Origin of the sequence: Nodosilinea sp. LEGE 07298 (assembly GCF_015207265.1) — a bacterium.
Taxonomy (GTDB): Bacteria; Cyanobacteriota; Cyanobacteriia; order Phormidesmidales; family Phormidesmidaceae; genus Nodosilinea.
This window is the reverse complement of sequence record NZ_JADEXE010000050.1, coordinates 1-24063: the sequence shown is the minus strand read 5'-3', so window position 1 is coordinate 24063 and position 24063 is coordinate 1. Positions and strand designations below refer to the sequence as shown.

The following is a 24063-nucleotide window of genomic DNA, read 5'->3' as shown; positions in this document are numbered from 1 at the left end:
GTGCTTAAAAGTGCTAAAGGAATGGTGGGCAATGCCCACCCTACAGTTGGAATTAGATCTGGTTTGAATGCTGATTTCTGGGGTTAATTCAAAACTCAATATTCAAAACTCGAAACTGATTAAAACTGCTCTAGGCCCAGAAATTCTGTCGAGCTGTCATCGGCGACGGTACTGCAATTGCTAGCCAGCACCCGCGAGTTAAACACCTCAATGCGGCAGGTGCCGGTGGTGTTGGTGATAATTCGCAGGTTGGCGGAAGAATCAAAGCTGCGCACCCGCGTAAATAGGCTAAAGCTGTTGGGGCTGGTCGGATCATCCGTTCGCCGGGTAATCGCGCCGCGATACTGCACTCGCCCTGGGGTCTGCCCGCGCACATTCGACGGCACAATTTCCGTCAGTTCCAGGCCAAAGTTTTCGCCATCGAGGGTGAGGGTGACATTGGCATTGCGACCTCGGTTAAACGCGGCTCCTTGCGCCACCCCTCGCCCCTGGGCTAGATTGCTTGGGGCTGGACGATTGGGAATTTGAGCTTGGGTCACTACCGGAGCTATGAGGGCAACCCCCAGAGCGGCAACAATCCCCATCAGTTTTAGGGGTAAATGAGTTTTCTCAGACATCTAGCCTTGGCTGAATAAGTTGAATAGCTGACTGAAACGTTGGCTATCTCGAAATGGGTTGGGGCAAACCACTGTTTGCCCCTAAAAAAGCCTTGACCTACAGCTCCGCGCCGAAGTCTTCGCGCAGCTTCGCTTCTTGCTCCGCCGACAGGTTTGACTGAATCAGTTCACCCACCTCTTCCGGGGCAAAGGCTTCGCTGACCTTGTCCACCGTCACCTGCCCGGTGAGCAAAAACAGCGCCGAGGTGCCCTCGGTGACCTTGTCGCGCAGGCTCTTGATGAAGTCGTCGTTGATGCCGTAGTCGGTGAACTTGCCCGACAGTGCTCCGGCGGTAGCGCCGATAATCATGCCGAACAGCGGCACCAAGAAAATCAGGCCAAACAGCATGCCCCAAAAGGCTCCGCCCAGGGCACCCACACCCACGGTGCTGACAGCCTGGTTAGTCTTGGGCTTTTTGCGCCCCACGGGCCAGGTGACGATCGCCGCATCCAGCACCTTGACAATCTCCTGCTTTTGCAAATCTCCCAGTTTCGCCAGAGCCTTTTCGGCCCCTTCGGGAGTGTTAAATTTCCAAACCGTTAATGTAGACATAATGCTCTCCTATCAATATCTTTCTTCAATTCAAAATGAAACTCTAGAAGTGGTACATCAGCCAGTTCGGGCCAAGACACCGTAGAGTATCTATCAGGCTGAGGGCAGACCTGACACTACAAAACGATAAGCTCAACATTCAGTCAGCAGATTTATTTAGACGCATCAGTCAAGACATCAAAGACGACAGAATACATGGGTTAAAAGGTCTACTGATGGTTCAAGAAAAGTCCATTTAGCTAAACTCATCTAGCGTAAACAAGTTATCCCGATCGCCAGTCACCACAATGGGTACCGATTGACTCACCGAATATCTTTTTAACTGCCCAACGAGAATTAGCACATCACTTTCAACATCTGAGACAGTCACCCAAAGCATCCCGAAGACCATCTTCATGCTCAATCAAGGGAATTGACTTGTTGATCATTGTTGCGCCCTTTTTAGTTACCAAAAAGGAACGACCCATGCTCAGCACGAACTAACAGTTCAAGCTTAGGTAAAGCGAGATGACTTGAACTAAAAGTAGATGAACTATATAGGAAAGTCATAGGAAAATCAGAACATTTTTGATGAGCAGGCCAAACACTCGGGCGACGATAGGAGATTGATACCGTCTGGCCCTAGTACTCTGCGGCGCAAGTTTAGATTATTCTCTGGGAGCTAGGGAGCAGGGGGGCTAGGGAGCCAAGCAATTCGGAATGGTGGGCATATTTCAGCCGTCCAGCCCTAGGTCGATCGCTCCTTGTTTCGCCAACCGGGGTGGGTAGCCTAAACCTCGGCCGCATCTTGACCGATCGATTCAACTCCTTGAGTTACTGGGCCAGTAGGGGGTTGGGTGGCTCAATTGCAGTAACTGCTCGATCGACTCCATCACCTCAAAGGACTGGGTGTAGCCAAAAAGCGCCCGCCCCCTGCCAATTTGTGGGCCTTGGTACTGGCTACCTGCTGTTGCTGGGGCTAAAGGTACCCGCTTCTGCGGCTTGAACCGCCCCCTTTAGTAAAACGTGGGTCTAGGGAAGCCCGAGAACGTTGGGTGACCTGGTGCATGACCAAATCCAGCCGAAGGGTAGCAGAGACCAACTCTGCGGTACTGACCTCAGGCTTACCGGAGTTTACCTCTATCTCAACCCTTTTCATCGGAGCCAATTTGAGCCGAATAGCCCAGACCATAGCCCTTCTCAACTAGGCTGTTGGTCAGCCCTGCCGCTTTGAGACACTGGCGCGGATCCTCCATCAGGTTGGTGATCGAGACATCTACCGAGGTTTCATCCATGGGCCAAAGGTGGCCGATGATGGCGCTGCGGGTCAGAGCGACTAGATCTATTCTTTGGCCTTAAATACTCCTACAGACAGGCAAAGTATCAACTAACTTAGTTCTTCAGTGAGAGGAAAGGACATGGCGTAGTTTCTAAGATGCATTTAGTGTTGCCGCAGTTTTTTACAAGAAGGCAACGCTACTAGATGAGGTTATAAAACCTCTCTAAGCATAAAGCAAAAAAAGACAGGGAAGCTAGCTACTACAAGCAGTAACAAGCAGCATCAAATAGAGTTTCAAAGGATGGATAGTTAAAGCAGTCATCGTCTAGGAATATAGCTAACGCTTTTATTTAACAGGAACAGAAAGCACTGTTCTTACGGAAAGCTTTGTCGCAAGGAGGATCTCGAAATGAACGACTTTGGAATGAATGGTGAACAAAAATGTGCATTAGCACTAGGAATCATCTTTACCTTTTTAGGAATTGCTGGTTTCATTCCCGCTCTTATCAACCTACCTACCGAAGGTATGGGAGCTAGCGTACCGCTAGACACAAGTTCAATTCCAGTTAGCGGTGGGCCTACTTACATAACGGCTTACCTAAGAGGTTTTGGCTATTTGTTTGGGCTTTTTCCGACTAACCTACTTCACAACATGGTTCACTTAGCCATTGGTGGCTTTGGTCTGTTTTCGGCTACGGGTAAAGAAGGGGCATTTAGATACAATCGATTCTTTGCCATTAGCTATTTGCTGCTGGCCATTATGGGGTTGATACCGCTCTCGAATACCCTCTTTGGCATCATGCCTATCTTTGGCAACAACGTTTGGTTCAATGCTGTAACCGGGGCGATCGCAGCTTATTTCGCCTTCGTCTGGCATCCTAACCATCCCGAATCAACGGCTCCTTCTACCCAGTAGTCGTCTAATCGCTCTGCCATTAGCTGACGCCACAAATTGACTTTATCAGCGTCAGGTTAGGTTCTAAGCGCACGGTAATTTTTGACCGTGCGCTTATTTAGTTCTCAAGGAGGCTAGACCTCATAGTGTGGGCACTGCCCACCAAATCAATGTGCTTTTAGCCTCTAATTAGGGGCCTCATTCGGCAACCCCTGCACGGCCGTCTCCTCGCTCTCCCCGTAGGCGCGGATGTCGCGGCTGAGAATGCCAAAGTCAAACGCCTTTGTCTTGCCACCCTGGGCATTGAGCTGGATCCAGACCAGACAAACCAGCGTTGAAACCACAATCGGAGCGGCAAAGCTGACCAGCAGATCGCCTGCAAAGGGCAGACTATTCCAGGGGCTAAAGTCGGGCCGGGGAAAGAACAGGGCACCGGATGCGATCGCAGCCACCGCACTCCAAAACGCCATCGTGCCCGTCAGCCGCCGCGAATAGAGGCCAAACAGCACCGGAAACAGCGCCCCCGCACAGACCAAATCCGCCAGCAAAAACAGGTACAGCACGTTGTAGCCTCTTGCCGCGATCAGGATGGCGGGGAACCCCACCGCCACTGTCAGCAGCCGGGTGATTTTCAGAATCCCGCTGGTAGATTTGGCCGGAAACATCCGCAGCAGGTCGGTGGTAAACACGCTGGCAATACCGTTGAGTAGAGAATCCAGACTGCTCATCACCAGGGCCAGCACCAGCACCAGCACCGCCATACTCACCCAGCTCGGTAGCGCCAGCGCCTGAATCAGCGAGAAAAAGGCGCGATCGTCGTTGAAGCCAAAGTGCATGGCCACAATGCCCAGCAGCCCCGCAATCAGCAGCATGGGCAAAATCACCAGAAACGAACCCAGAAACGATCGCCGTACCACCTGATCGGTCTTGCAGGCGTAGATTCGCTGCCAGTTGGTCTGGTTAAACATTTCGGCGGCGATCACCGCAATAAATAGGGTGGCCCCAAACTTGATGCCGGGGCCGTTGGCGAGCGTCAGCAGCTCTGGAGCGGTCTGGGTAACGGGTGCGATCGCGCTCCCCCAGCCGCCCAGAGCAAATACCGCAATGCCAAAGCTCAGCAGCAGCAGCGGCACAATCACCACAAACTGAATCGCGTCGGTAAAAATGGTTGCCGCCAGCCCACCCACTAGGGTGTAAGCAAACACCGCTACCATCACCAGCAAAGCGGTGAGCCAGAGGGGCACGCCCGCCATTAGCTCGACCGCTTTTGCGATCGCCGTCAGCTCCGCCGCCAAATACACAAACATATAAAACACCACAATGCCCAGCGTCAGCCGGTACATGGCCTGGCCAAAGCGGTGCAGCACGTACTCGTTCAGCGAGTGGCCCTTGGGCATGAGAAACCGCATCCGCGTGCCCATAAAGGCAAACAGCGCCGCTGGGGTGGCCTGGCCAATGCAGTAGCCCACAATACCTGCAATGCCGCTGGTGGCCCCCACTTCCGGCGGGCTAAACAAAATCCAAGCGCCCATGGCCGAGGCCACAATGGTCGCCAGGGCCATCGGGGTGCCCACGCTGTTGCGGCTGACCATATAGTCTTCCAGGCTAATCGCGCGGCGGCTGGCCTGGAGCAGCCCAATCAGCGTAAAGCTGGCCACGGTAATCAAGGTGACGGCGATCGCCGTTGCACTAAGCGTCATATCACAACTCACCTCGTTAGGGTTGGGTGGTTGCTAGAGGCGGCTGCCTTAGAGAACAGGAAACCGCAGAACAGACGACTCGTAGAATACGTTACCAGTGAGGCCGAGCCGCACCGGCTCGTAAACTCAATCAACGCTTTCCTCCGCTGGCATTAACCAGGTCAGGTTCCGAGGGTATGATCTCAGCCCGATTGCTCGGACACCCCTAGCTTGATAGCATCCTACCACTGGTGTTCGCTGCGATCGCAGTTCGTTATGGCTCTTCGTAAATATCGCGCCGATGCCCGACCTTGATGATCCTGATCATCAAAGCCATTTCCTCAATGCTGTAGATCACCCGGTAATCGCCTAAACGCACTCGATATTGGCTCTGCCGTCCCTTGAGTTTCTTGTAGCCTGGTGGTCTGGGGTCTTGCGATAAACCGCTCGATGAGTGCAACCAATTCTCGTTGCACAGCCCCTGGCAGTTTCTTCAGTTGCCGTTGGGCAGCGGGCTTGAGCAGAATTTCGTAGCTCACTGTAAGCCAAGCTCTTGCTTGAGGCTACCTAAGGAAATTTCGCCCGATTCCTGTAGGGCTACATCGGCATCAAAGCCGTCAATTTCGTCTTCGATCGCCTCTAGGATAGGCTCTAAATCGGCACCGTACTTAAATTGCAAATACTGCAAAAAGTGATACAGCTCATCCAGCGCCGGGCGCGGCAGCGGCGGAATGTCTAAGCTGACAGGGTCGGTGAGCGGCAAAGTAGTCATAGCTTGCCTAGAAAGTCGTTCGGTGAAGACCCTCTTATCGTAGCGAATCGGCCCTCGATACTACAGTCGCTTATCGCCCCGCAGCGACTCGACCACCCGCTTTATGCCTGTTTCGACATTCAGCCAAGCCGCATCGCGGTTTTCCCACTGCACCACCGGTTCCCCGTTCTGCGGTAGCCAGCTAAGCTTGTTAAAAGGTGTCCCCCGCCAGTCAACCGGGCGCAGAATGATCGGAATGACGCGGGCCTCGCCGCTCTCGTGGCGCTCCATGGCGCGGGTCATCTCGTTGTCGTAGCAGTAGTCGGAGGCGATGAAGTCGGCGCTTACCAGCAGCAAAATGATGTCGGCTCGGTTGAGGTTGTCGTCGATATCGCCTGCCCAGTCGTCGCCGGGGAGAATTCTGCGATCGTGCCAGGGCTGAATGAGCCCCTGCCGTTGCAGCAACTTCAGGTGGGTCTCTAGCTGTTCGCGCAGGAGGTCATCTTTATGGGAATAGCTGAAGAAGAGGCGCAGGGCTTGGCTGTGGCGATCCATGGCGGTGGTGGGTTGGCGGGTGCCCTCCAAATCTACCCCATTGAGCAAATCGCGAATGTTGAGCCGCACCACCTGGCCATCGATCACCTGGGGAAACTCCGTCAGGCGGCTTGCTTCCATGACGATTAGGTCTTGGTAGGGCAGGGCAGTGTTGGGATGCCCCGGCACGGGCACCAGCTCTTTGGGCTTGAACTTAAAGCTGCGGTGGATACGCTCAAAGTCGGAGCGAATCACCGCCAGCAGCCTGCGCCGACTGGCCGCTGGCCCATCGACGCTGATAGAAACGCAGCGGTCTTGGGGGTCGGCTTTGACCAGGGCGCGATCGCCCTCAAACTGCAAAATTACCCCGGTGCGCCAGCGCAACTGGTGCTCGCTCAGCACATGAGTCCGCACAATGAAGCGGGGCAGCAACCCCTCGGGCAAAATCGGGTACTCGTAGCGAAAGTTGAGGCACTGGGCGGGGTCAAACTCGGCGGCGGCGGCGGGCTGCTGCTTGTCGAGCAGATCGGGGATCAGGTAGCGGTGTTCGTCGTCTTGAAAGCGAAAGCACAGCTCAAATTTGCGCATCAGCTCTAGCAAAAAGCCGTGACGCTCGGCGGGGTAGTTTTGGGCGTCTAAATTGCGGGCAAGGCAGGCGGCTTCGAGTTCGCCTTTGGTGTGGGCGAGTTCGTCGGCGTTGAGCAGGGTGTAAATACCGCTGGTGACCCAGTGGGGGTTGAGCACGTGGGTGTCGCGCAGGCGGGGGTCGTCTTTGTAGTTGAGGGCAATGCCGAGGCTGTGGAGGTGGACGGCGAGGGAGTCTTGCGCCCCATAATCGGTTTCGCCATCGGTTTGGCAAATAGCCCGGTACTGCTCAAAGGAGATGTAGTTGTCGGCCATCTCGGACAGCTTGTTTTTGATCACCACCCAACTGGCGGGGAAGGGATCGCGCAGGTGCTCTAAGGCATCGGTTTCACGCTCGATGGCAGCGCGGAGGTGGTCTATGCCCTGGCTGATTTCGCAATCGGTAGCGATGAACTCACGAATGTTGGGAAATTTCTGCTGCAACGCCCCCCGGTTGACATCGAAGGGGTGCTCTTTGATTTTGTTAAGCACGACGAGAACGGGGGAGTCGCCGCCAAAGCTCTGGATGAGTTCGAGCCAGTACTCGGCATCGGCGTCTTCGTGGCCCTGACGACCGTTGAGCACCAGCAGATAAAGACTGCGCTCGGTGAGAAAGAACTGGTGGGTAGAGTGCATAATCTCTTGGCCACCAAAATCCCATACGTGGAGCTTTATGTCTTCAGAATTGTTGAGGGTGACTGGCCATTGAGTAATTTGAATGCCCTCAGTTTTGGCAGATTTAGGATCAAAATTTCCGTGAATCAGCCGATTGGCTAAAGAGGTTTTGCCTACGGTACCAAAACCAACCAGAATAAGTTTGGCTTCATTGAGGGGCTGAAGATTAACCAACACCCGAAAATAATAGTTGAGAATATCTTTTGGATTGGCAGCGATCCCTCCGCTGTTTACCTCTTTATCAGTAGAACCAAGGATTTCATCGGAAAGCCCTAATTTTTTATTCCCGTGCAGTAAAAGTGCTTTTAGATTTGAGAGATTCGATAAAAATTCAGGTAAATCTGACAGTCCACTGTGAGTTATATCTAGTCGTTCAAGCTTAGTTAATTTTTCAACAAATATCGGGATCGCTTTAAGTTGATTTTCGTCGAGGTAAAGCTCAATCAAATTAGCGAGATTGCTGAGGCTATCAGGGATCGCCGTCAGTTGATTGCTAGAGAGGGAAAGCCACGTTAAATTAGCGAGTTTCCCTAGGCTTTCGGGGATCACCGTCAGTTGATTGCTAGAGAGGTGAAGCTCTGTCAGATTAACTAGTTGCCCCAGGCTATTGGGAATTGCCGTTAGTTGATTGTGGGAGAGGTGAAGCTCTGTCAGATTGGCGAGTTGCCCCAGGCTATCAGGAATCGTCGTCAGTTGATTATGGTGGAGGTAAAGCTTTGTCAAATTGGCTAGTTGCCCCAGGCTATCGGGAATTGCCGTCAGTTGATTGCGGGAGAGGTGAAGCTCTGTCAGACTGGCGAGTTGCCCCAGGCTATCGGGAATCGTCGTCAGTTGATTGAGGTGGAGGTAAAGCTTCGTCAAATTGGCCAACTTTCCTAATTCTACTGGCATCGTTTTTAATTGATTTTGGTTAAGATAAAGCCAGGTCAAATTGGCGAGTTTACCTAAGGTTTTCGGAACATCAATTAACTGGTTCTGAGAAAGAGAAAGTCTTGATAAATTGGCCAGCCGGCCTAGGTCATCTGGGAGCGTCGTTAATTGATTGTTGTTCAAATGTAATACCGATAGATTAACTAGTCGGCTTAGGTTATTTGGAAGCGTCGTTAATTGATTGTTATCCAGATGTAATACCGATAGTTCGGTTGCCTGCTCTAGGCTATCTGAGATCGTGATTAATTGATTGCGGTCGAGGAAAAGTTGTGTCAGATTAGCGAGTCGGCCTAATTCATGTGGCACTGTCGTCAGTCGATTTTGGGAGAGGTTAAGCCAAGTTAGATTAGAGAGTTTAGTTATACTTTCTGGTACGGATGTTAGTTCTAAACCCGATAAATCAAGCTTAGTGGTACCACTTTCTAGAGCTGATTGAACTCGGTGTTCTGCCTCTGCCTCGGGGTTGGGCAATTGCCTGGCGGGCACAACAGCCTTTGGCTGCAACTTCAGTGCTTTAGTAATGACGGCAATACTCGCCCCGCTCACCCGCTTCCCCCGCTCCGGGTGAAACAACCGGCTCACCGTGTCGGCACTCCCCCCCGCCTGCTGGGCGATCGCCGCAAACGTCCACCCCCGCTCCGCCTTCGCCGCCTGTAGCAGCTTCAACCCCTCCGGGCTAGCGAGAAAACCGCGCGATGAAGACGACATAGGCATTGGCGACAAAAAGAGCTTTGTTCAAGGGTATCCGGCGATGCCAGAAACCGCGACATCCAGACCCCAGGGTTCTGCTTTGGCGCAGCATCACCCTTAGCGATTGGCCTAGAACCCTGGGGTCTCGGGTAGCTGCATCACCCCAGCGTCAAAGCTACAATCAAGACAACTTGGCCTACTCAAGGAACCCTATGCTGAAAACCGTTGAGGGCATGTACCAAGATGGGCAGATTCAACTCTCAGAGCTGCCCGAGGGAGTCAGCGATCGCGCCCAGGTGCTAGTCACCTTTCTTCAGCCAGGCAGCGTTGACCCTGTCAAGATTCAGCAGCTAATCGACCAACTAGAAACCATTGCTGGCATTCAGCAGGGGCTTGAAGCGGTTGATGCTGAGCAGACCCGCCCCCTTGAAGAAGTAGAAGAATCCCTAGGCGATCGCCTTCGTAGTCTTCGTAGCCAAATTGTTGCCAGTGGAGAACCCTTACTCAACCAAGCTGCCCTTGCGCAAGAACTGGCCTCTCTAGATACCCAAGGTGCGCCATGACCGCAACGCCAGAACCCAGAGATTTTCAAAGCGAAGTGCTTGAGCGCCTGGAACGTTTAGAGCAAAGGCTGGATGCCAGCGTCGATCGACTAGAGCAAAAGCTCGACACCGATGTTCAGCGGCTGGATGAGCGCACCGACAAATGGGAAGAGCGTTTCTTGCAGTTGTCGAAAGATAACCTGGCCATCTCGCGCACCGTCATCATTGCTGCCGCCACAGTTGTTATTTTTGGGAGTTTGCTCGATAAAGCCGAGATTTTGGTAGAAGGTGCAACGCGTCTGTTTGGCAAATAGTGAATTGGGCAGCGGCAATGCTGACCCCACTCGCTCCGTCACCCTGCTGCGATCAGCGTTGATCTTTATACCTCAAAACCCGTTGCTAAGCTTTCTGGGAGGATTCTTTCGCCAGCCAGAGGACGGCCTGGGCGGGAAGCGGTAGGCTAGAGCTAGAAAAATGTGAAGAAAAATAAAGGAGACCCCATGGGACTGGGCTTACTCGTCAACGGCCAGTGGCAGCAAAAGCGCGACCAGGAAGATAAGCAGGGACGCTTTGTGCGGCCCGAAACCGACTTTCACCATTGGACCAAGGCCGATGGCAGCAGCGACTTTAAGCCAGAGGCGGGTCGCTACCACCTGTATGTTTCTCTAGCCTGCCCCTGGGCCAACCGCACGCTGATTATGCGCGAGCTGAAGGGCCTCACCGAGGCGATTTCGCTTTCTATTGTTGACCCGTATATGGGTGACGATGGCTGGTTCTTTAGCGACTACCCCGGCACAATCCCAGATACCGTGAATGGGGCGAAGTACCTGCGTGAGATTTATACCAAAGCCAAGCCCGATATCTCGGGTCGGGTGACGGTGCCTATTCTGTGGGATAAGCAGACCGAAACCATCGTCAATAACGAGTCGAGCGAAATTATTCGCATGCTCGACACCGAGTGGAACGACATTGCCACCAACGACGTTGACCTGTATCCCGACCAGCTCCAGACCAAAGTTGACGACGCCATCGACGCCATCTATCAGCCAATCAACAATGGCGTATACCGGGCCGGGTTCGCCACCAAGCAGGGAGCCTACGAAGAAGCGGTGACCGATCTGTTCGACGCCCTCGACCATTGGGAAGGGGTGCTGGGTAAGCAGCGCTACCTGTGCGGCGATCGCATCACCGAAGCCGACATCTGCATGTTCACCACCCTCTATCGGTTCGATGCGGTCTACTACGTGCACTTTAAGTGCAACTTGCGCCGCATTATTGACTACCCGAACCTGTGGGGCTATCTGCGCGATCTGTATCAGCAGCCCGCCTTCAAAAATACCTGCAATATGGAGCACATCAAGCGCCACTACTACATGAGCCACCCCGGCGTAAACCCGCACCAGATTGTGCCCCTAGGGCCGGTGATCGACTTTGAGGAGCCGAGCGATCGCGCCAAGCGTTTCAGCCTCACCGCTGGCAGCGCCCGAGGCTAAATGCTCCAGGCTTTTCTTAACCCCTGGAGGCGGTAGTAGGCGGTCTTGGCGGTCTTGGCGGTCTTGTTGCGGTTCAGCAGGCCGCCATTGCGGTCAGTAGTGATATCGCAGTTGAGCGATGAGCACTGAGTCATCGTCAACTTTATAAACCATGCGGTGTTCGTCGGTAATGCGCCTGGACCAATAGCCAGAGAGACCGTGTTTGAGCGGTTCTGGTTTGCCAACGCCTTCAAAGGGCTGGCGCTGAATATCTTTGATCAAAGTATTGATGCGGTTGAGGACTTTGCGGTCGCTTTTTTGCCAATAGAGGTAATCTTCCCAGGCGTTGGCAGAGAAAATCAGCCTCACTCCAGCATCTCCTGCGCTTGCCCGCCGCCAGATTCAAGTTCCACTACAGACTCTAGCAAGCGCTTGGCATTCTTTGGGCTGCGGAGCAAATAGGCTGTTTCTGCCAGGGCTTGATAGTCTTCCAGCGACAGCATCACGACAGGACGAGCGTTGCTGCGGGTAATGGTGACTGGAGCATGGTCGTCGCAGACCTGCTCCATGGTCTTAGCTAGATTGCTGCGCAGAGCCGTGTAAGTAATGGTGTCCATTCGCCTAGTGAACTCCAAAAAAGTACATGTACCAATAATTGTACGCATTCTCTTTGAACTACACCACTCGATTTTCTTCCACACAGCGGGTATACCACTGATAGCTGGCTTTGGGAATGCGCTGCTGGGTGGCGAAGTCGACGTAGGTAATGCCAAAGCGGCGATCGCGCCCGTAAGCCCACTCAAAGTTATCCAAAAAGCTCCAGAGGAAATAGCCCATCAGCGGGTAGCCCTCCTGCACGGCGCGGTGGGCCGATCGCAGGTACTGTTGCAGATATTGAATGCGATCGAGGTCGAGCACTTCACCACTGGATGTCAGCTCATCCTGGGCCGCGCAGCCGTTTTCGCTGATGAACATGCGCAGCTCGGGGCGTTGCAGCGTATCGCTAATGTGCCGAACCCCCCAGTAGAGGCTGTCGGGCATGACGTGCAGCCAGGGCATGTGCATCCGTGGGTAGCCCTGGGGAAAGGGCAGCATTTCAAAGCCCCGGTCATTGTCGGCGGCCCGTACATAGACGCCGGTATAGACATTAAAACCCAGCGAATCGAGTGGCTGATGAATCACCTCCAGGTCGCCGGGTTGAATATCGGGGGCATTCTCGCCTAGGTCGTCGAGCAGTTTGGAGCTGTACTCGCCTGTTAGCGCCGGATAGAGAATGCCGCCGTTGGTGCCCGCCAGCGGGAAGGCAGCCTGAGCCGCAGCAATATCGCCCAGCGTGTCGGTGAGGGGAACGGTGGCTAGGTAGTTATCGACTAGCGAGACCTGACAGGGCTGGGGCGAGGCAGCGCGAATGACTTGACAGCCCAGCCCATGGGCCAGCAGGGCGTGGTGAGAGGTTTGCCAAACCTCCTTAGCAGTTTTGACCACGGTGCCGGGGGCCATTTCGGGCACGTCGCCGACGCCGTAGCCGAGGTGGGTAAAGCAGAAGATTTCGTTCAGGGTCATCCAGTGGGTGACGCGATCGCCCAGGTGCTTGACCACTACCGCTGCATAGTCGGCAAAGTCTTGCGCCATCTGGCGACTGCGCCACGAGCCGTACTCGTCTTCGAGCGCCTGGGGGCTATCCCAGTGAAACAGGGTGGCGTGGGGGGTAATGCCAAACTCCAGCAGGGTATCGACCAGCTCGCTGTAAAAGGCTAGCCCCGCATCATTCACCGCACCGCGCCCCTGGGGCAAAATGCGGGGCCAGGAGATGCTAAAGCGGTAGTGGCGCACCCCCAGCTCCGCCATCAGGGCGATGTCGTCGCGGTAGCGGTGGACGTGGTCGCAGGCGATCGCCCCCGTGTCGCCGTTCAGCACGCGGCCTGGGGTTTGGCTAAACACATCCCACACGCTGGGGCCGCGATCGTCGGCAGCGCCCTCGATTTGGTACGACGAGGTGGCAACCCCCCACTGAAACCCCGCCGAAAATGCGTAGACCATGACCTCGTCCTACAATGCCTGCGTCTGTCACGGTACTCAACGGAGGGCTGCTTTGCAAAGCCTAAGCTGTGTTGCGGTACCGGGGGAATATGCTCTGTGTGATACTCAAGGTTCTGCTTGCGGCAGCCCTGCTTCTGGGACACAATCAGGGCCATGGCTCTTAAGCTATACCTTTGCCTCCTCTGTTGATGCGCCTGTGAAACGAGTTTTTCGATTATTTCCGCCCCGCCGTAGAACGGTGAGAGAAAAGCAGCTCGCTGACAGCTACACGCGATCGCCCGATGGTCACGTCGTTGTGCGCCTGCAGCTTAGCTCGCCGACAGCGCTACTCATGCCCTTTGAGGGATTTCCGAAAAACTTTGGCAACGAACTCGATGACCAAAACGCAACCGTGCTCAATCTCAACAAAGATTTTATCGATTACCTGTTTGCCCGTTTAGCTGAATTGGGCGACGAATCTCTGCTGCTGAACATCAACCTCATGACTGACTTTGACGATCAGCTGGTCTCTGGGGGCTCTGCTGACATCATGCAAACGGCGATTCAGCGCTACTTTTCCTATCTAGAAGAGGTGCGCCGTCAGGATTTACAAAAACTGGTTAGCGATGCCATTTTGCTAGGGCTGTTGGGGGCTGGCTCGCTAGGGCTATCGGTTTTTTTAGACGCTCGTCAAGCCACTACCGATACCGGCATTGGTTTGTTGTTGCTCGGTCAGGGGGTGACCGTGTTTGGCTGGCTAACTCTTTGGGAAGCTTTGGCCAACGTGCTCTGGCACTGGCGGCCCCTGTATCAGCAGTTGCTCATGAGTAAGCGATTGCAGAGTGCACCGCTAGAACTCACAACCCACCAAACCCTTACAAGTACGTCGCCAGGATAATTTTGGGGATGTCAAAAGACGCGGAGACACTGGCAAGGCACAATTTAATTATCAGCCATCCGCTCTGGCGATCGCTATAGCTGCTAAACCAATTACTAGAAACCAGCATTTTCATGACTTCTACCGACAATAGTTTGACTAAAACTACCGACTCCCAAACCCTAATACCGACCGCTCATCTGGACTGGGCTAGTAAAGAAACTATCCTGGCCCGAGCCAGCATTGTAGGTGAGCGCCTGTCTCTCAAAACCTTAGACCGGACAGCGCTACTGGCAACAAACCCACTCATTATTCGAGCCGGTGCTACAGGCTGTGCCGTACTACTGCGCTATGGCGTCATTATCACATTTGACCTCAGTGCCGATGAGGAAAATGCCCTGCTAGACATGCTGCGGCCTCACATTGTTGAACCCATTGAGTCAACCCTCTCAGAAGAACTGTCGATCGCCTTTCGACCCCAGGCCAAAGAGCGTTTAGAGGGTAATGTACTCTGGCTGCAAGATTACAGCGCTGAGCGATTGCAAATTGTGGCCGAAGCGCTGGGCAAGAGTGTTGTTTTGAACTATTACGAGGTCGAGATTGCCGACATCTTTCAATCAATCAAGCCGTTTACCATTGGTACTCAGGGTAAGAATAGGCGATCGCCAAAAGAGGAAGACCTGCTCAACTACATTGGCGGCACCCTGCTAATTCAGCAAAAGATGTTTGGCATTGTTGAAGTGGGCGAAAAGCCAGACCCGGTTTGGGATGACCCGACGCTCGATCGCCTGTATCTTCGGCTTGAAGATGAATATGAGCTAAGGGAGCGATTGGTCATTTTGGAGAAAAAGCTGGAGCTAATTTCTAGGACGGTAGAAACCTCGCTAAATCTCTTGCAGCGCAACAGCAGTCACCGGGTAGAGTGGTACATTACGATTTTGATTGTGATTGAGATTGCACTGGTCATTTATGAACTCTGGACGCGATAGCAGGATAGCAAACCAAATCGGGACATTGCTGTCATGGTGACTGGCGCTGATAAGCGGCTGGAGTACAGACATCATCATTAAGGCCCCACAATAGGTGGTATGGCAGCAAGCGACTAAATTTTTCAGCCTGCTGGAATCTGTTTGTGCTGGAAGCCGTGCTCAGTTCGAAGATACTCAACCGGAGAAAACTCAATGGTTTGGTTAGAAACCGAGCGCTTAATCTTGAGAGATTTCGCCCTAGAGGATGTGCAGAAACTTGCACTCATACTTGGCGACCCAAGGGTAATGCAATTTTCGCCTCAGGGCATTTTATCGACGGCAGAGACCCAGACAAAAATTGAAGAGTTTATTGATTCATATCAAAGGCAGGGGTTTGGCAAGTGGGCCGTTGTTTTCAAAGATAATCATCAGCTGATTGGCTACTGCGGCATTATTTTAGAGCACATCGACGGTGTGGATGAACCGGAGGTTGGCTATCGCCTCGCTCCTGCTTTTTGGGGGCAGGGGCTAGCTACAGAAGCTGCCAAAGCTGCTGTTCAGTACGGGTTAAATCAACTGCATTTACCCTATATCCTCGGCATTGTTGAACCCGCCAACACAGCGTCAGTCAACATCCTGAAAAAACTGGGTATGACATACAACAGAACAACGACTCTGTACGGTTCTGAGGTAGATCTCTACCGGCTGCCGTGATCGCTAGCGCCGATCGCATAGGGCTGGCGCTGACGACAGGTCGTGTCAAAATCAAGTCTGTAGGACTCAGGGGTACGCCTATGGATTTGCTCAAAATTGCGGCGTTTTCCGATGGCGATAGCGGCGGCAACCCGGCGGGCGTGCTAATTGCTGAAGCCCACCCCAGCGAAGCCGAGATGCGGCAGATTGCAGCAGAGGTCGGCTTTTCAGAAACGGCGTTTGCGGCCCCGGCTGGCTCTGGCTGGCGGGTGCGCTACTTTTCGCCCGAGTCTGAGGTGCCCTTTTGCGGCCACGCCACGATCGCCCTAGGGGCGGCTCTGGCCCTTCAACGGGGCGATGGCGTTTTTCCGCTCATTCTCAACGCAGCCGAAATTACGGTGGAGGGCCGCCGCGATCGCGGCATCATGTCTGCTGCGCTGCAATCACCGCCAACCCGTAGTGCCGTCGCCGCCCCTCAGCTCGTGGCCGACGTGCTCGACCTGTTTGGCTATAGCGAGGCCGACCTCGACCCCAAGCTGCCGCCTGCTTTGGCCCACGGCGGTGCCGATCACCTGGTTTTGGGGCTCAAAACCCGCGCCGCCCTCAGCGCCATGCACTACGACCTGGCCGCTGGTCGCGACCTGATGAACCGCGAGGGTTTAGTGACCATTTGCTGGGTCTACGCTGAGACACCCCAGCAGTTTCACACCCGCAACCCGTTTGCATCGGGCGGCGTGTACGAAGACCCGGCGACCGGGGCGGCAACGGCAGCGCTAGCCGGGTACCTGCGCGATCTCGACTGGCCCCACGGTGGCGCGATCGCGATTACTCAAGGTGAAGATATGGGGATGCGATCGCGCCTGCGAGCCGAAATTTCGCCCACCCCCGGCAGCTCGATTCGAGTGTCGGGCACCGCTCGCTTGATGGAGAGCTAGGGCTAGCGTGTGACTCTAGGGACCGGGTGCCTTTGGCCAGTGGATAGGCCACTATTGCTATCTCCCCAGGCACCCGGCCCCTGATGAAGCCAATATCCCCGCCGCACCGCCAGAGCTACTGTCTTGGTGGGTTCTGCGATCGCGCTACCCAACCTGCATTTGTTGGTCTTAGCTAGCATCTTTTACAATCTGACGGTGTGGAGCCAACAATCATGACCCTCGATCAACTCCAAACCGAACTGCTGGCGCTGTCGCCCCAAGAGAAAGCCCAGGCCATTCAACTGCTGGTCTCAAGCCTCAGCGGTACCTGGGTCGGCATTGAGAAAACCCCCGGTGTTATGGGCGGCGATGCCTGCATTCGCCAAACCCGCATCCCTGTCTGGCTTCTAGTCAGCCTTCGTCAGCAGGGCGCAACCGAAGCCTTTTTATTAGAAGACTATCCCGACCTCACCGCCGCAGATCTGACCAACGCCTGGCTCTACGCCAGCACCCACAAAGCCGAAATTGAAGCTGCCCTGCAACGGCAAGCGGCAGCCTAAGCATGGCTCGACTCTACGCCGATGAGGGATTTCCTCGCCAAGTCAGCCGACTGCTCAAAGGCCTAGGACATGACGTTCTGACCGTTCAAGAAGCAGGGCAAGGAAACAAACGAATCCCTGATGAAACGGTGTTGGCTTTCGCTATCAGTCAAAGTCGGGCTGTGTTAACCGTGAACCGAGGCGACTTCATTCGGCTGCATAAGCAAAATTCTGATCACATCGGCATTATCGTTTGTACCGAAGACACCGATCGCCACGGGCTCGCCAATCGAGTACATCAAACGATTCTCGAAGCGGGAACGTTGGCCGGAAAACTGATTCGCGTGAATCGCCCCAATCTCTGAACTGTTGCTAAGACATCTGGGCTGTCGCTACGGGCTTTTTTCATAAATGAGCTGTTGGGCTCGTCAATGTAGCCGCAAAAGCTCTTGAAATCAGAGTGGAACAGGGCGAGTGAGAGCATCTGATGAGCGATCATTTATCGATAGCGGCTATGCACGGTTTGCATCGTTCAAACTGGGCTGCCATGGTAGGCTCAGGTTTTTCCAAGCTGCCTTGATGACAACTTCTGCGAGATCTCAGGTTGCCCTGCTGGCTCTTTGTCAGGCATTGGCCATGACCACCAACACCGTCTTAATTACGACAGCGGCGCTGATTGGTTATGCCCTGGCCACCGACAAAGCCCTGGCTACCCTGCCCCTGGCGGTGCGCCAAATCGCCACTATGGCCACCACTGTACCGGCTTCGCTGCTGATGCAGCGCTTTGGGCGGCGCAGCGGCTTTTTGGTAGGTACGCTGGTAGGCGTTATTGGGGCGGGCATCGCCATTTACAGTTTGGCGATCGCGCACTTTTGGCTGTTTACCATAGCGATGGGGTTCTTGGGGGTCGCCAATAGTTTCGTGGGCTACTACCGGTTTGCCGCCGCCGATGTCGCCGATGAGGCCTGGCGATCGCAGGCGATTTCCTGGGTAATTGCGGGGGGCATTATTGCCGCTGTTCTGGGTCCGTGGCTAGCCACGGGGTCGCAGGGCTGGTTCAATAGCGAGCTGTATATCGGCGCGATGGTGGCGGTGCTGGCCCTACAGGTGGTGACCAGTGTCCTACTGCTCGGGTTGCACATTCCCCCGGTTAGTAACCATCACCAGGCCCTCGATACCCGACCACTGGGGCAGATCATGCGTCAACCCCGCTTTTTGGTGGCGGCCCTGGGTAGCACCGTCAGCTACGGCATTATGGTCTTTGTGATGACGACAACGCCCCTGGCTATGGCCGCCGAGCAGCATTCGTTTGGCCAAACCGCATCGGTGATTCAGTGGCACGTGTTTGGCATGTTTGCCCCCTCGCTGGTAACGGGCTGGCTGATTCAGCGGCTGGGGGTGTTGAGCATTATTCAAGCCGGGGCGGTGATGGCGCTGGGCTGCATGGGGCTAAACCTGGCGGGCACGAGTTTTTGGCACTTTGCGATCGCGCTTTTGCTGCTCGGCATTGGCTGGAATTTTATGTATGTCGGCTCGACCACGCTGCTGACCGAAACCCATACCCCCACCGAAAAAGGCAAAGTACAGGCCGCCCACGACTTTGTGGTGTTTAGCTTTGTGGCGCTGATGACCCTGCTCTCGGGGCGGGTGTTCGATCGCTTCGACTGGATGGTGCTAAACCAGATTAGCTGGCCGCTGGTGCTGGCAACCTTTGTCGCTGTGCTGTGGCTCCAGCAAAGCCAAATCCGCAACCGCCGCCCGCGCCGCGTGGGCTAGAGGGTTGCTCTCCTAGACCAAGCCGCTGCCCTTGGCGATCCCTAGCTCAACCGTTGGCGACTCCGCCGCATCTTGCGGGAGATTTCTACAGGTGGCTAAGGTTTGGGCAGCAGCGACGGTTTGCCGCTGAGTCTCGCACCAGCTAACGGCTGTGAGGTAGTTCGGCAAAACGTGGCCACCAGCCAGGCTCAGGGTCTGGCTTTTTTGCAAGAGCCGTTCGTAGGGATCTGCCAAGTGGCAAAACACCAGCGTACAGCCGTGCTTTTGGGCCAGTTTCGCTACTTTCTTTAGGCTCATGGCAGCGGAGCAGTCTAGGCCCATCACCGGCTGAAAATTGAGAATCAGGTACTGCAACGGGGGAGAGTCTGGATCGCGGTGCAGAATGCGATCGCACAACTGCTGGCACAGACTTTTTGCCGTGCCAAAAAACAAAAATCCCTGCAATTGCACCGTGTCAATAGCATCGATGTTGCGGCTCAGGGTATTTGTCAACGCATCGCCTGCAACGGTAGGAGCAATCGCGGCGGTCTCATCTTTGCTGTAGGGGTGCATCGAACCTAGGATGTGCTGATCTGCAGTGAGATTACTCTCTAGGCCAGCCTTGCCCTGCCCTTTAATGCCCCCCATATCAACCACTGTGTTTAGGCGGCTGCACTGTACCAAAAACTGGGCCGCCGCCAGGGCAAACCCCAGCCCAATTCCCGGAATAAACCCAGCGGTATTGATCGCAATTAGCGTGACCCAAATGATGGCGTAGTCTACTGGCGGCAGCTTAAACCAGGCTCCGTAGAGCCACTGCCACAGCAAATCTAGCCCCAAAAACAGCAGCAAACTACCTAAAATTGGCTTCGGAAAATAGTCTAAAAACGTCGGCCCTAGCCCCAGCACCAGCACGCAGGGCAGCGCTTTAAATATCCCCGTCAGGCGATTGGCCGCCCCCAGCCGATGCGCCAACAGCGTGCTGGGCAACGCCTGATTGCCAGCCATGGTGCTGCCCAACCCCGCCACCAGGTTCGCCAGCCCGATCGCCTTCAGCTCCTGGTTCAGGTCTAGGTCTTTCTCGACGGCCAGTTCGATACTGCCGTTAGTCAGCACCAGCGAGAGCAAACTCACAAACACCAGCAGCCCCAGCATAGGGCTCGACTGCGCGATCGCCCCCCACTGCACCTGAGAGAGCCTGCCCATCGTGAGCGGATGCCACAGACTGCCCTGGGGAAACGGCCCCAGCAGCCAGCCCTGGGCTCTGACGACCGCGATCGGCAGGTGGGTGGCCCAGATTGTGCCATAGAAAACCAGCGTTGCCAGCGCCAGCACCCCCGGCATTACCAGGTAGTGGTGAACGCGTTTAGTCGCCCACAGCAGTACGGCTGCGATCGCTAACCCCGCCAGCCAGTGCAAACACTGCATCCCTTGGCACAACCGGGGAATGTGGCCCAGAGTCAGGTCTTCGCCAGTCATTACCGTAAAGGCCCCCCGCACCAGCAGCAGCCCCGTACCGGCCATAAAGCCGCCCACCACCGGGTAGGGCAAAAACTCCATGCCTCGGCCCCAGCGCAGCTGCCCTAGTCCCCACAGCACTAGCCCGGTAAGCAACGAGCCCAGAGTAATGGCCGCCACCACCGTCAAAACCCTGGCTTGGGGGTCAGCCAGGACCAGTTGCTGGGCAATGCCCGCCGCCAATACCGTCAGTACAACCGTTGGAGCGGCCAGGGGCGTGGCAATCATCCCTGGCAGGGTGCTGGTCAAGGCCACGACCACGCTAATTAGCGCCGAGCTGCCGATCGCCATACCCACCCCAATATTCAGCTCGCTGGCGAGCGGACCCGAAAAAATTAGCGCTGCGTAGGAAATCGCCCGAATGACGCCAATCATGCCGGTAATGCCCCCCGCAATTAGGCTAGGAATCAGCCGTTCGGGGTGCAGTTCAGCGCTGAGGGCTGATGCCGCTGGCGGCCCCTGTAGGGAAACGGGGAGAAGCTTGAACATCATTGGTACGGGTAGAAACGGTGAACTCGGCGGCAAGACTGGGGCAAACCTGCGATCGCCCAGATGAAATAGAGCATTACTGCATAATGCGGAGCTGCTCGCCCCGGCGAATCAGGCCCTGACAGAGAATTTCGACGATGTGCCGCTGTAGCGCCTGCACCAGGTCGGGGGCCTGCTGCTGCATCCGCCCAAAGGCCGCTTGCGAGAGGGCATAGACCTGACTGGGAGTATCGGTGACCACTGAACTAGAGAGAGGCGTTTTATCAAAAAAGCGCATTTCTCCCAGCAGATGGCCCGCTGAGCAGGTCTGCAATCGTTTCGTACGGCCATCGTCTAGCTCTAGCAGTACGCTGACCTGACCTGACTCAATGAAGTACAGCTCGGGGCGCTGCTCGCCAGGCTTAAAAATGGCGTACCCAGCCGGGAGTGCCTGGGGGGCCAGGTAGGTCATAAACCGCTCAGCCTGCTCTGCGGTCAGAAACAGCTGGGTAAGATGGCTCACCAGGGCGGGGGCGCTGGCTTCGGACTGAGCATTCTGGCCCCAGGTTTGGTCTGGAATGGGGCACGAGGTTTGGCCCAATATCTGACCTTCACACCACTCTAAACCCCGGTCTAAGTCAGGGAATACCTGGCAGCGTTGACTGCTTAAATCGAGCCCCTGGCCTCGCTCTAAAGCGGTGGCCAACCCCGGCAACAGGTTGGTGAGCACCAGGGTAAAGTCGTACTTATTGGCCAGCTTGAGAATTTTGTTAAAGGTTAGCACCGCCGACGAATCGAGCCCGCTGACCTGGCGAAAGTCGATGACAGCGTAGCGCAGCGGCTCAGTAGGGCGATCGGGTTCAGCGATTTTTTCGAGCGGCTCGGTGGGGGCCAGGGTGCGATCGCGCACCTTCGTCAGCAAATAATTGGCGGTGCCAAAGAACAAAAAACCCTGCAACTCCAGGGCATAGATCTGGCTGCCTTTTTGGGTCAAGATGGCTTCTTCTGCACTGCTGCGCCCCACATTGCTGCGGCTGGTGGTGCCCGAAAACACCTGCTTTGCCACATCGACCTGGCTGTAGCGCACCATAAACAGCACCACGGTGATCACAAAGCCCACCGCAATGCCCTGCAAAAACCCCACGGCATCAATCAAAATTAGGGTGGCCCACACCGTCAGGTAGTCGCTCAGGGGCAGCTTAAAGTAGGCCTGATACAGCCACTGCCACAGCAGCGACAGGCCCAGGTACAGCAGCAAACTACCCAACAGCGCCTTAGGTAAGTAAGACAAAAACGACGACCCCAGCGCCAGCACCGCTACCGAAGGTATGATCGCGATCAGGCCGGTGAGTCGGTAGTTGCCACCAATGTCGTGGACCAGCAGGGTGCTGGGCAGCGCCTGGTTACCCGCCATGCCGCCGCTCAACCCTGAGGCCAGGTTGGCCCACCCTACCGCTTTCATTTCGCTACTGAGGTTAAGATCGCGCCCCACCACCAGCTCAATACTGCTGTTGCTCAGCAATAGCGATAGCAAACTGACGAACATCACCGTCAGCAGACTGCTGGTTTGATGAGCGATCGCGATCCAGTGCACCTGGGGCAGCATGGCTGGGGTAATGGGCTGCCAGAGCTGCCGACTCTCGGGGAACGGCCCCAGCAGCCAGCCCGCAGCCCGCGCCTGCTCTAAAGGAATATGGGCAACGCCTAAACACGCGAAAAAGCTGGCTGCACAGACCAGCAGCGTCAGGGGCATCACCCAAAACGGCTTCCACAGGCGGGTCGCCAGCAGGAGCGCGATCGCAAACCCCAGCCCCGGCAACCAGCGCGCCAGCATGACCGGCTGACCTAACTCGGGCAGAGCCGACCAGGACAGCGGGGTGTCGGTAGAGACCTGAAAAAAGCCTTTGGTCAATAGCCAGCCGGTACCGGCCATAAAGCCGCCAATCACCGGGTAGGGCACAAACCGAATCCGCTCTCCCTGGCGCAGCAGCCCCAGCGCTAGCAGCATCGCCCCTGTCAGCAGGGCGCTGAGCGCGATCGCCACCATCACGGTCGCCAAGACATCGGCTGATGGGGCAGCCATCAGCTCGCTGGCGATCGCAGCGGCCATAATCGCCAGAATGGTCGTTGGAGCCGCCAGGGGGGTGGCAATAATGCCGGGTAGGGTGCTGGTCAGCGCCACCACCAAAATCGTAATAGCGGTACTGACGACGGTCATGCCCAGCCCTGTGGGCAAATGCACAGCCAGCGCCCCCGAAAAAATCAGGCTGGCGTAGGAAATCGCTCGAATGACGCCAATAATGCCGGTGACCAGCCCCGCCGCCGTACTCGACAGCAGAACCTGGGGCTGCAATCCCGCCTGCAATTGCTGCAGCACCAGCGTTGATGAGGGGCGATTGAGCAACGATTGCATCATGGCGGGTTAAAGAATGGAAGGCAGAATGCTAGCCGCCGTAATTCACCACAAAGAGGCGAAAACCGAACCTATAGCCAGCAAGTCCTACCTATTCACTACCCCACAAGGTAATCCCAAGAATGTAGCCTTACAAACACTTTTGCTCAGATCGCCAAACCCGCGATCGCGCTTACCAACTTCCCGATGCGCCGCCGCCGGAGGAACGCCCACCGCCGCCGCCGCCAGAGCCGCTGTTAGAACTGGGGGGAGTTCTCCGGGGGAGCGTGCGGGTGTAATGGTGGGTGCGATCGCAGAACTGGCAGGCCTCGCTCACCTCAGCCCTGCCGGTGTGGTCGTAGGTAGGGGCCATGACGGTGCGGCTGGTCACCGTCATGGTCTTGTGGTGGCAGCCGGGGCATTTCTGATAGCCCGATCCAAAGCTGTTGTAATTCAAAATGGCGTGGTGCCCGCAGCTGCGGCAGAGCCAAACGTCGTAGTCGACCGACTTGATCGACTCTTCGGTGCGCTGACCGGCATTGAGGTAGCGATCGTCGGCCTGTTCGTCGAGGCGCTCCATAGCAACTTGGCACTTGGGGCATTGGCGCTGGCGGTAGCGCCGCCAATGCCCCAAGGCAAAGAGGCCCGAAAAGGCCCCGAC

26 protein-coding genes, 3 pseudogenes and 1 riboswitch are annotated in these 24063 nt (G+C 55.5%); of the genes and pseudogenes, 13 read left to right on the top strand and 16 right to left on the bottom strand.

Annotated features, from left to right (window positions below; genetic code table 11):
* Window positions 1-119 precede the first annotated feature (119 nt).
* From IQ273_RS09485 to IQ273_RS09475, 4 genes are all read right to left on the bottom strand, one after another.
* Entirely contained in the window at window positions 120-584 is a 465-nt protein-coding gene (locus IQ273_RS09485; RefSeq protein ID WP_228052654.1) for a hypothetical protein, read from the bottom strand.
* A 130-nt stretch (window positions 585-714) separates the two neighbouring features.
* On the bottom strand, window positions 715-1209 hold the full coding sequence (locus tag IQ273_RS09480; RefSeq protein ID WP_194022926.1) for a DUF1269 domain-containing protein: 495 nt from the start codon (window positions 1207-1209) through the stop codon (window positions 715-717).
* Window positions 1210-1444: 235 nt separating this feature from the next.
* Window positions 1445-1579 (bottom strand): hypothetical protein, encoded by a 135-nt coding sequence (locus IQ273_RS34350; protein ID WP_255534440.1) that lies wholly within the window; start codon window positions 1577-1579, stop codon window positions 1445-1447.
* Window positions 1580-2333: 754 nt separating this feature from the next.
* A complete protein-coding gene (locus tag IQ273_RS09475; protein ID WP_194022925.1) occupies window positions 2334-2483 on the bottom strand; it encodes a hypothetical protein in 150 nt (49 codons plus the stop codon).
* 393 nt (window positions 2484-2876) lie between these two features.
* On the opposite strand from IQ273_RS09475, the gene IQ273_RS09470 reads away from it, so the two are divergent.
* A complete protein-coding gene (locus IQ273_RS09470; RefSeq protein ID WP_228052653.1) occupies window positions 2877-3383 on the top strand; it encodes a DUF4383 domain-containing protein in 507 nt (168 codons plus the stop codon).
* Between the two features lie 164 nt (window positions 3384-3547).
* On the opposite strand, the gene IQ273_RS09465 is transcribed toward IQ273_RS09470, so the two are convergent.
* From IQ273_RS09465 to IQ273_RS35720, 5 genes and pseudogenes are all read right to left on the bottom strand, one after another.
* Window positions 3548-5062, bottom strand: coding sequence for a sodium:solute symporter family transporter (locus IQ273_RS09465; protein ID WP_194022924.1), 1515 nt, complete (start codon window positions 5060-5062; stop codon window positions 3548-3550).
* A 121-nt stretch (window positions 5063-5183) separates the two neighbouring features.
* Window positions 5184-5279, bottom strand: a riboswitch (TPP riboswitch).
* Between the two features lie 36 nt (window positions 5280-5315).
* A complete protein-coding gene (locus IQ273_RS35725) occupies window positions 5316-5399 on the bottom strand; it encodes a type II toxin-antitoxin system RelE/ParE family toxin (protein WP_397197445.1) in 84 nt (27 codons plus the stop codon).
* 177 nt (window positions 5400-5576) lie between these two features.
* Window positions 5577-5813, bottom strand: coding sequence for a hypothetical protein (locus tag IQ273_RS09455; protein ID WP_194022923.1), 237 nt, complete (start codon window positions 5811-5813; stop codon window positions 5577-5579).
* Between the two features lie 60 nt (window positions 5814-5873).
* A complete protein-coding gene (locus IQ273_RS09450) occupies window positions 5874-8591 on the bottom strand; it encodes a COR domain-containing protein (protein WP_397197443.1) in 2718 nt (905 codons plus the stop codon).
* A 12-nt stretch (window positions 8592-8603) separates the two neighbouring features.
* Window positions 8604-9041, bottom strand: a pseudogene (locus IQ273_RS35720) (leucine-rich repeat domain-containing protein); the annotation flags it as partial.
* Between the two features lie 97 nt (window positions 9042-9138).
* Here IQ273_RS35720 and IQ273_RS35350 point away from each other — a divergent pair.
* The 5 genes and pseudogenes from IQ273_RS35350 to IQ273_RS09430 all read left to right on the top strand — a co-directional run bounded on the left by IQ273_RS35350 (window position 9139) and on the right by IQ273_RS09430 (window position 11280).
* On the top strand, window positions 9139-9366 hold the full coding sequence (locus IQ273_RS35350) for a hypothetical protein (protein ID WP_313898062.1): 228 nt from the start codon (window positions 9139-9141) through the stop codon (window positions 9364-9366).
* Between the two features lie 91 nt (window positions 9367-9457).
* A pseudogene (locus tag IQ273_RS35345) lies at window positions 9458-9697 on the top strand (hypothetical protein); the annotation flags it as partial.
* Between the two features lie 107 nt (window positions 9698-9804).
* On the top strand, window positions 9805-10101 hold the full coding sequence (locus IQ273_RS09440) for a hypothetical protein (protein WP_194022921.1): 297 nt from the start codon (window positions 9805-9807) through the stop codon (window positions 10099-10101).
* Window positions 10091-10246: a hypothetical protein gene (locus tag IQ273_RS09435; protein WP_194022920.1), complete on the top strand. Its 156-nt coding sequence runs from the start codon at window positions 10091-10093 to the stop codon at window positions 10244-10246. The genes IQ273_RS09440 and IQ273_RS09435 overlap by 11 nt, the downstream gene beginning before the upstream one ends.
* Before the next feature lie 41 nt (window positions 10247-10287).
* Window positions 10288-11280, top strand: coding sequence for a glutathione S-transferase family protein (locus IQ273_RS09430; protein ID WP_228052647.1), 993 nt, complete (start codon window positions 10288-10290; stop codon window positions 11278-11280).
* On the opposite strand, the gene IQ273_RS09425 is transcribed toward IQ273_RS09430, so the two are convergent.
* From IQ273_RS09425 to IQ273_RS09410, 4 genes are read right to left on the bottom strand one after another with little or no spacing between them, the layout of a single operon-like run.
* Window positions 11277-11414: a hypothetical protein gene (locus IQ273_RS09425; RefSeq protein WP_194022919.1), complete on the bottom strand. Its 138-nt coding sequence runs from the start codon at window positions 11412-11414 to the stop codon at window positions 11277-11279. The two genes, IQ273_RS09430 and IQ273_RS09425, sit on opposite strands and share 4 nt — an antisense overlap.
* Entirely contained in the window at window positions 11374-11628 is a 255-nt protein-coding gene (locus IQ273_RS09420; protein WP_194022918.1) for a Txe/YoeB family addiction module toxin, read from the bottom strand. Before IQ273_RS09420 ends, IQ273_RS09425 begins: the two co-directional genes overlap by 41 nt.
* Complete coding sequence (locus IQ273_RS09415) at window positions 11625-11876, bottom strand: type II toxin-antitoxin system Phd/YefM family antitoxin (protein WP_194022917.1); 252 nt, start codon at window positions 11874-11876, stop codon at window positions 11625-11627. The genes IQ273_RS09420 and IQ273_RS09415 overlap by 4 nt, the downstream gene beginning before the upstream one ends.
* Before the next feature lie 58 nt (window positions 11877-11934).
* Window positions 11935-13299 carry a GH1 family beta-glucosidase gene (locus IQ273_RS09410; RefSeq protein WP_194022916.1) on the bottom strand — a complete coding sequence of 455 codons (1365 nt, stop codon included), beginning with the start codon at window positions 13297-13299 and terminating at the stop codon, window positions 11935-11937.
* Window positions 13300-13495: 196 nt separating this feature from the next.
* On the opposite strand from IQ273_RS09410, the gene IQ273_RS09405 reads away from it, so the two are divergent.
* The 7 genes from IQ273_RS09405 to IQ273_RS09375 all read left to right on the top strand — a co-directional run bounded on the left by IQ273_RS09405 (window position 13496) and on the right by IQ273_RS09375 (window position 19045).
* Entirely contained in the window at window positions 13496-14176 is a 681-nt protein-coding gene (locus tag IQ273_RS09405; RefSeq protein ID WP_194022915.1) for a hypothetical protein, read from the top strand.
* A gap of 113 nt (window positions 14177-14289) precedes the next feature.
* Complete coding sequence (locus IQ273_RS09400; RefSeq protein ID WP_194022914.1) at window positions 14290-15144, top strand: RMD1 family protein; 855 nt, start codon at window positions 14290-14292, stop codon at window positions 15142-15144.
* 192 nt (window positions 15145-15336) lie between these two features.
* Complete coding sequence (locus tag IQ273_RS09395) at window positions 15337-15837, top strand: GNAT family N-acetyltransferase (RefSeq protein ID WP_194022913.1); 501 nt, start codon at window positions 15337-15339, stop codon at window positions 15835-15837.
* Window positions 15838-15917: 80 nt separating this feature from the next.
* The gene (locus tag IQ273_RS09390; RefSeq protein ID WP_194022912.1) at window positions 15918-16751 is read left to right on the top strand and encodes a PhzF family phenazine biosynthesis protein; all 834 of its coding nucleotides are present in this window, start codon (window positions 15918-15920) and stop codon (window positions 16749-16751) included.
* A 212-nt stretch (window positions 16752-16963) separates the two neighbouring features.
* A complete protein-coding gene (locus IQ273_RS09385) occupies window positions 16964-17290 on the top strand; it encodes a DUF433 domain-containing protein (protein WP_194022911.1) in 327 nt (108 codons plus the stop codon).
* A gap of 2 nt (window positions 17291-17292) precedes the next feature.
* On the top strand, window positions 17293-17634 hold the full coding sequence (locus IQ273_RS09380; protein ID WP_194022910.1) for a DUF5615 family PIN-like protein: 342 nt from the start codon (window positions 17293-17295) through the stop codon (window positions 17632-17634).
* A gap of 214 nt (window positions 17635-17848) precedes the next feature.
* Window positions 17849-19045, top strand: coding sequence for an MFS transporter (locus IQ273_RS09375; protein ID WP_194022909.1), 1197 nt, complete (start codon window positions 17849-17851; stop codon window positions 19043-19045).
* Window positions 19046-19057: 12 nt separating this feature from the next.
* Here IQ273_RS09375 and IQ273_RS09370 read toward each other — a convergent pair whose 3' ends face one another.
* The 3 genes and pseudogenes from IQ273_RS09370 to IQ273_RS09360 all read right to left on the bottom strand — a co-directional run.
* Window positions 19058-21031: a SulP family inorganic anion transporter gene (locus IQ273_RS09370; RefSeq protein ID WP_194022908.1), complete on the bottom strand. Its 1974-nt coding sequence runs from the start codon at window positions 21029-21031 to the stop codon at window positions 19058-19060.
* Window positions 21032-21107: 76 nt separating this feature from the next.
* Window positions 21108-23426 (bottom strand): SulP family inorganic anion transporter, encoded by a 2319-nt coding sequence (locus tag IQ273_RS09365; protein WP_228052645.1) that lies wholly within the window; start codon window positions 23424-23426, stop codon window positions 21108-21110.
* Between the two features lie 169 nt (window positions 23427-23595).
* A pseudogene (locus IQ273_RS09360) lies at window positions 23596-24063 on the bottom strand (TPM domain-containing protein); the annotation flags it as partial.

Excerpts from the sequence above, each read along its gene's own strand:
- IQ273_RS09485 (WP_228052654.1), bottom strand. The coding sequence starts at position 584 with ATGGGGATTGTTGCCGCTCTGGGGGTTGCCCTCATAGCTCCGGTAGTG.
- IQ273_RS09480 (WP_194022926.1), bottom strand. The coding sequence starts at position 1,209 with ATGTCTACATTAACGGTTTGGAAATTTAACACTCCCGAAGGGGCCGAA.
- IQ273_RS09475 (WP_194022925.1), bottom strand. The coding sequence starts at position 2,483 with ATGGATGAAACCTCGGTAGATGTCTCGATCACCAACCTGATGGAGGAT.
- IQ273_RS09470 (WP_228052653.1), top strand. The coding sequence starts at position 2,877 with ATGAACGACTTTGGAATGAATGGTGAACAAAAATGTGCATTAGCACTA.
- IQ273_RS09465 (WP_194022924.1), bottom strand. The coding sequence starts at position 5,062 with ATGACGCTTAGTGCAACGGCGATCGCCGTCACCTTGATTACCGTGGCC.
- IQ273_RS09455 (WP_194022923.1), bottom strand. The coding sequence starts at position 5,813 with ATGACTACTTTGCCGCTCACCGACCCTGTCAGCTTAGACATTCCGCCG.
- IQ273_RS09440 (WP_194022921.1), top strand. The coding sequence starts at position 9,805 with ATGACCGCAACGCCAGAACCCAGAGATTTTCAAAGCGAAGTGCTTGAG.
- IQ273_RS09430 (WP_228052647.1), top strand. The coding sequence starts at position 10,288 with ATGGGACTGGGCTTACTCGTCAACGGCCAGTGGCAGCAAAAGCGCGAC.
- IQ273_RS09425 (WP_194022919.1), bottom strand. The coding sequence starts at position 11,414 with ATGACTCAGTGCTCATCGCTCAACTGCGATATCACTACTGACCGCAAT.
- IQ273_RS09415 (WP_194022917.1), bottom strand. The coding sequence starts at position 11,876 with ATGGACACCATTACTTACACGGCTCTGCGCAGCAATCTAGCTAAGACC.
- IQ273_RS09410 (WP_194022916.1), bottom strand. The coding sequence starts at position 13,299 with ATGGTCTACGCATTTTCGGCGGGGTTTCAGTGGGGGGTTGCCACCTCG.
- IQ273_RS09400 (WP_194022914.1), top strand. The coding sequence starts at position 14,290 with ATGACTTCTACCGACAATAGTTTGACTAAAACTACCGACTCCCAAACC.
- IQ273_RS09395 (WP_194022913.1), top strand. The coding sequence starts at position 15,337 with ATGGTTTGGTTAGAAACCGAGCGCTTAATCTTGAGAGATTTCGCCCTA.
- IQ273_RS09390 (WP_194022912.1), top strand. The coding sequence starts at position 15,918 with ATGGATTTGCTCAAAATTGCGGCGTTTTCCGATGGCGATAGCGGCGGC.
- IQ273_RS09385 (WP_194022911.1), top strand. The coding sequence starts at position 16,964 with ATGACCCTCGATCAACTCCAAACCGAACTGCTGGCGCTGTCGCCCCAA.
- IQ273_RS09380 (WP_194022910.1), top strand. The coding sequence starts at position 17,293 with ATGGCTCGACTCTACGCCGATGAGGGATTTCCTCGCCAAGTCAGCCGA.
- IQ273_RS09375 (WP_194022909.1), top strand. The coding sequence starts at position 17,849 with ATGACAACTTCTGCGAGATCTCAGGTTGCCCTGCTGGCTCTTTGTCAG.
- IQ273_RS09370 (WP_194022908.1), bottom strand. The coding sequence starts at position 21,031 with ATGTTCAAGCTTCTCCCCGTTTCCCTACAGGGGCCGCCAGCGGCATCA.
- IQ273_RS09365 (WP_228052645.1), bottom strand. The coding sequence starts at position 23,426 with ATGATGCAATCGTTGCTCAATCGCCCCTCATCAACGCTGGTGCTGCAG.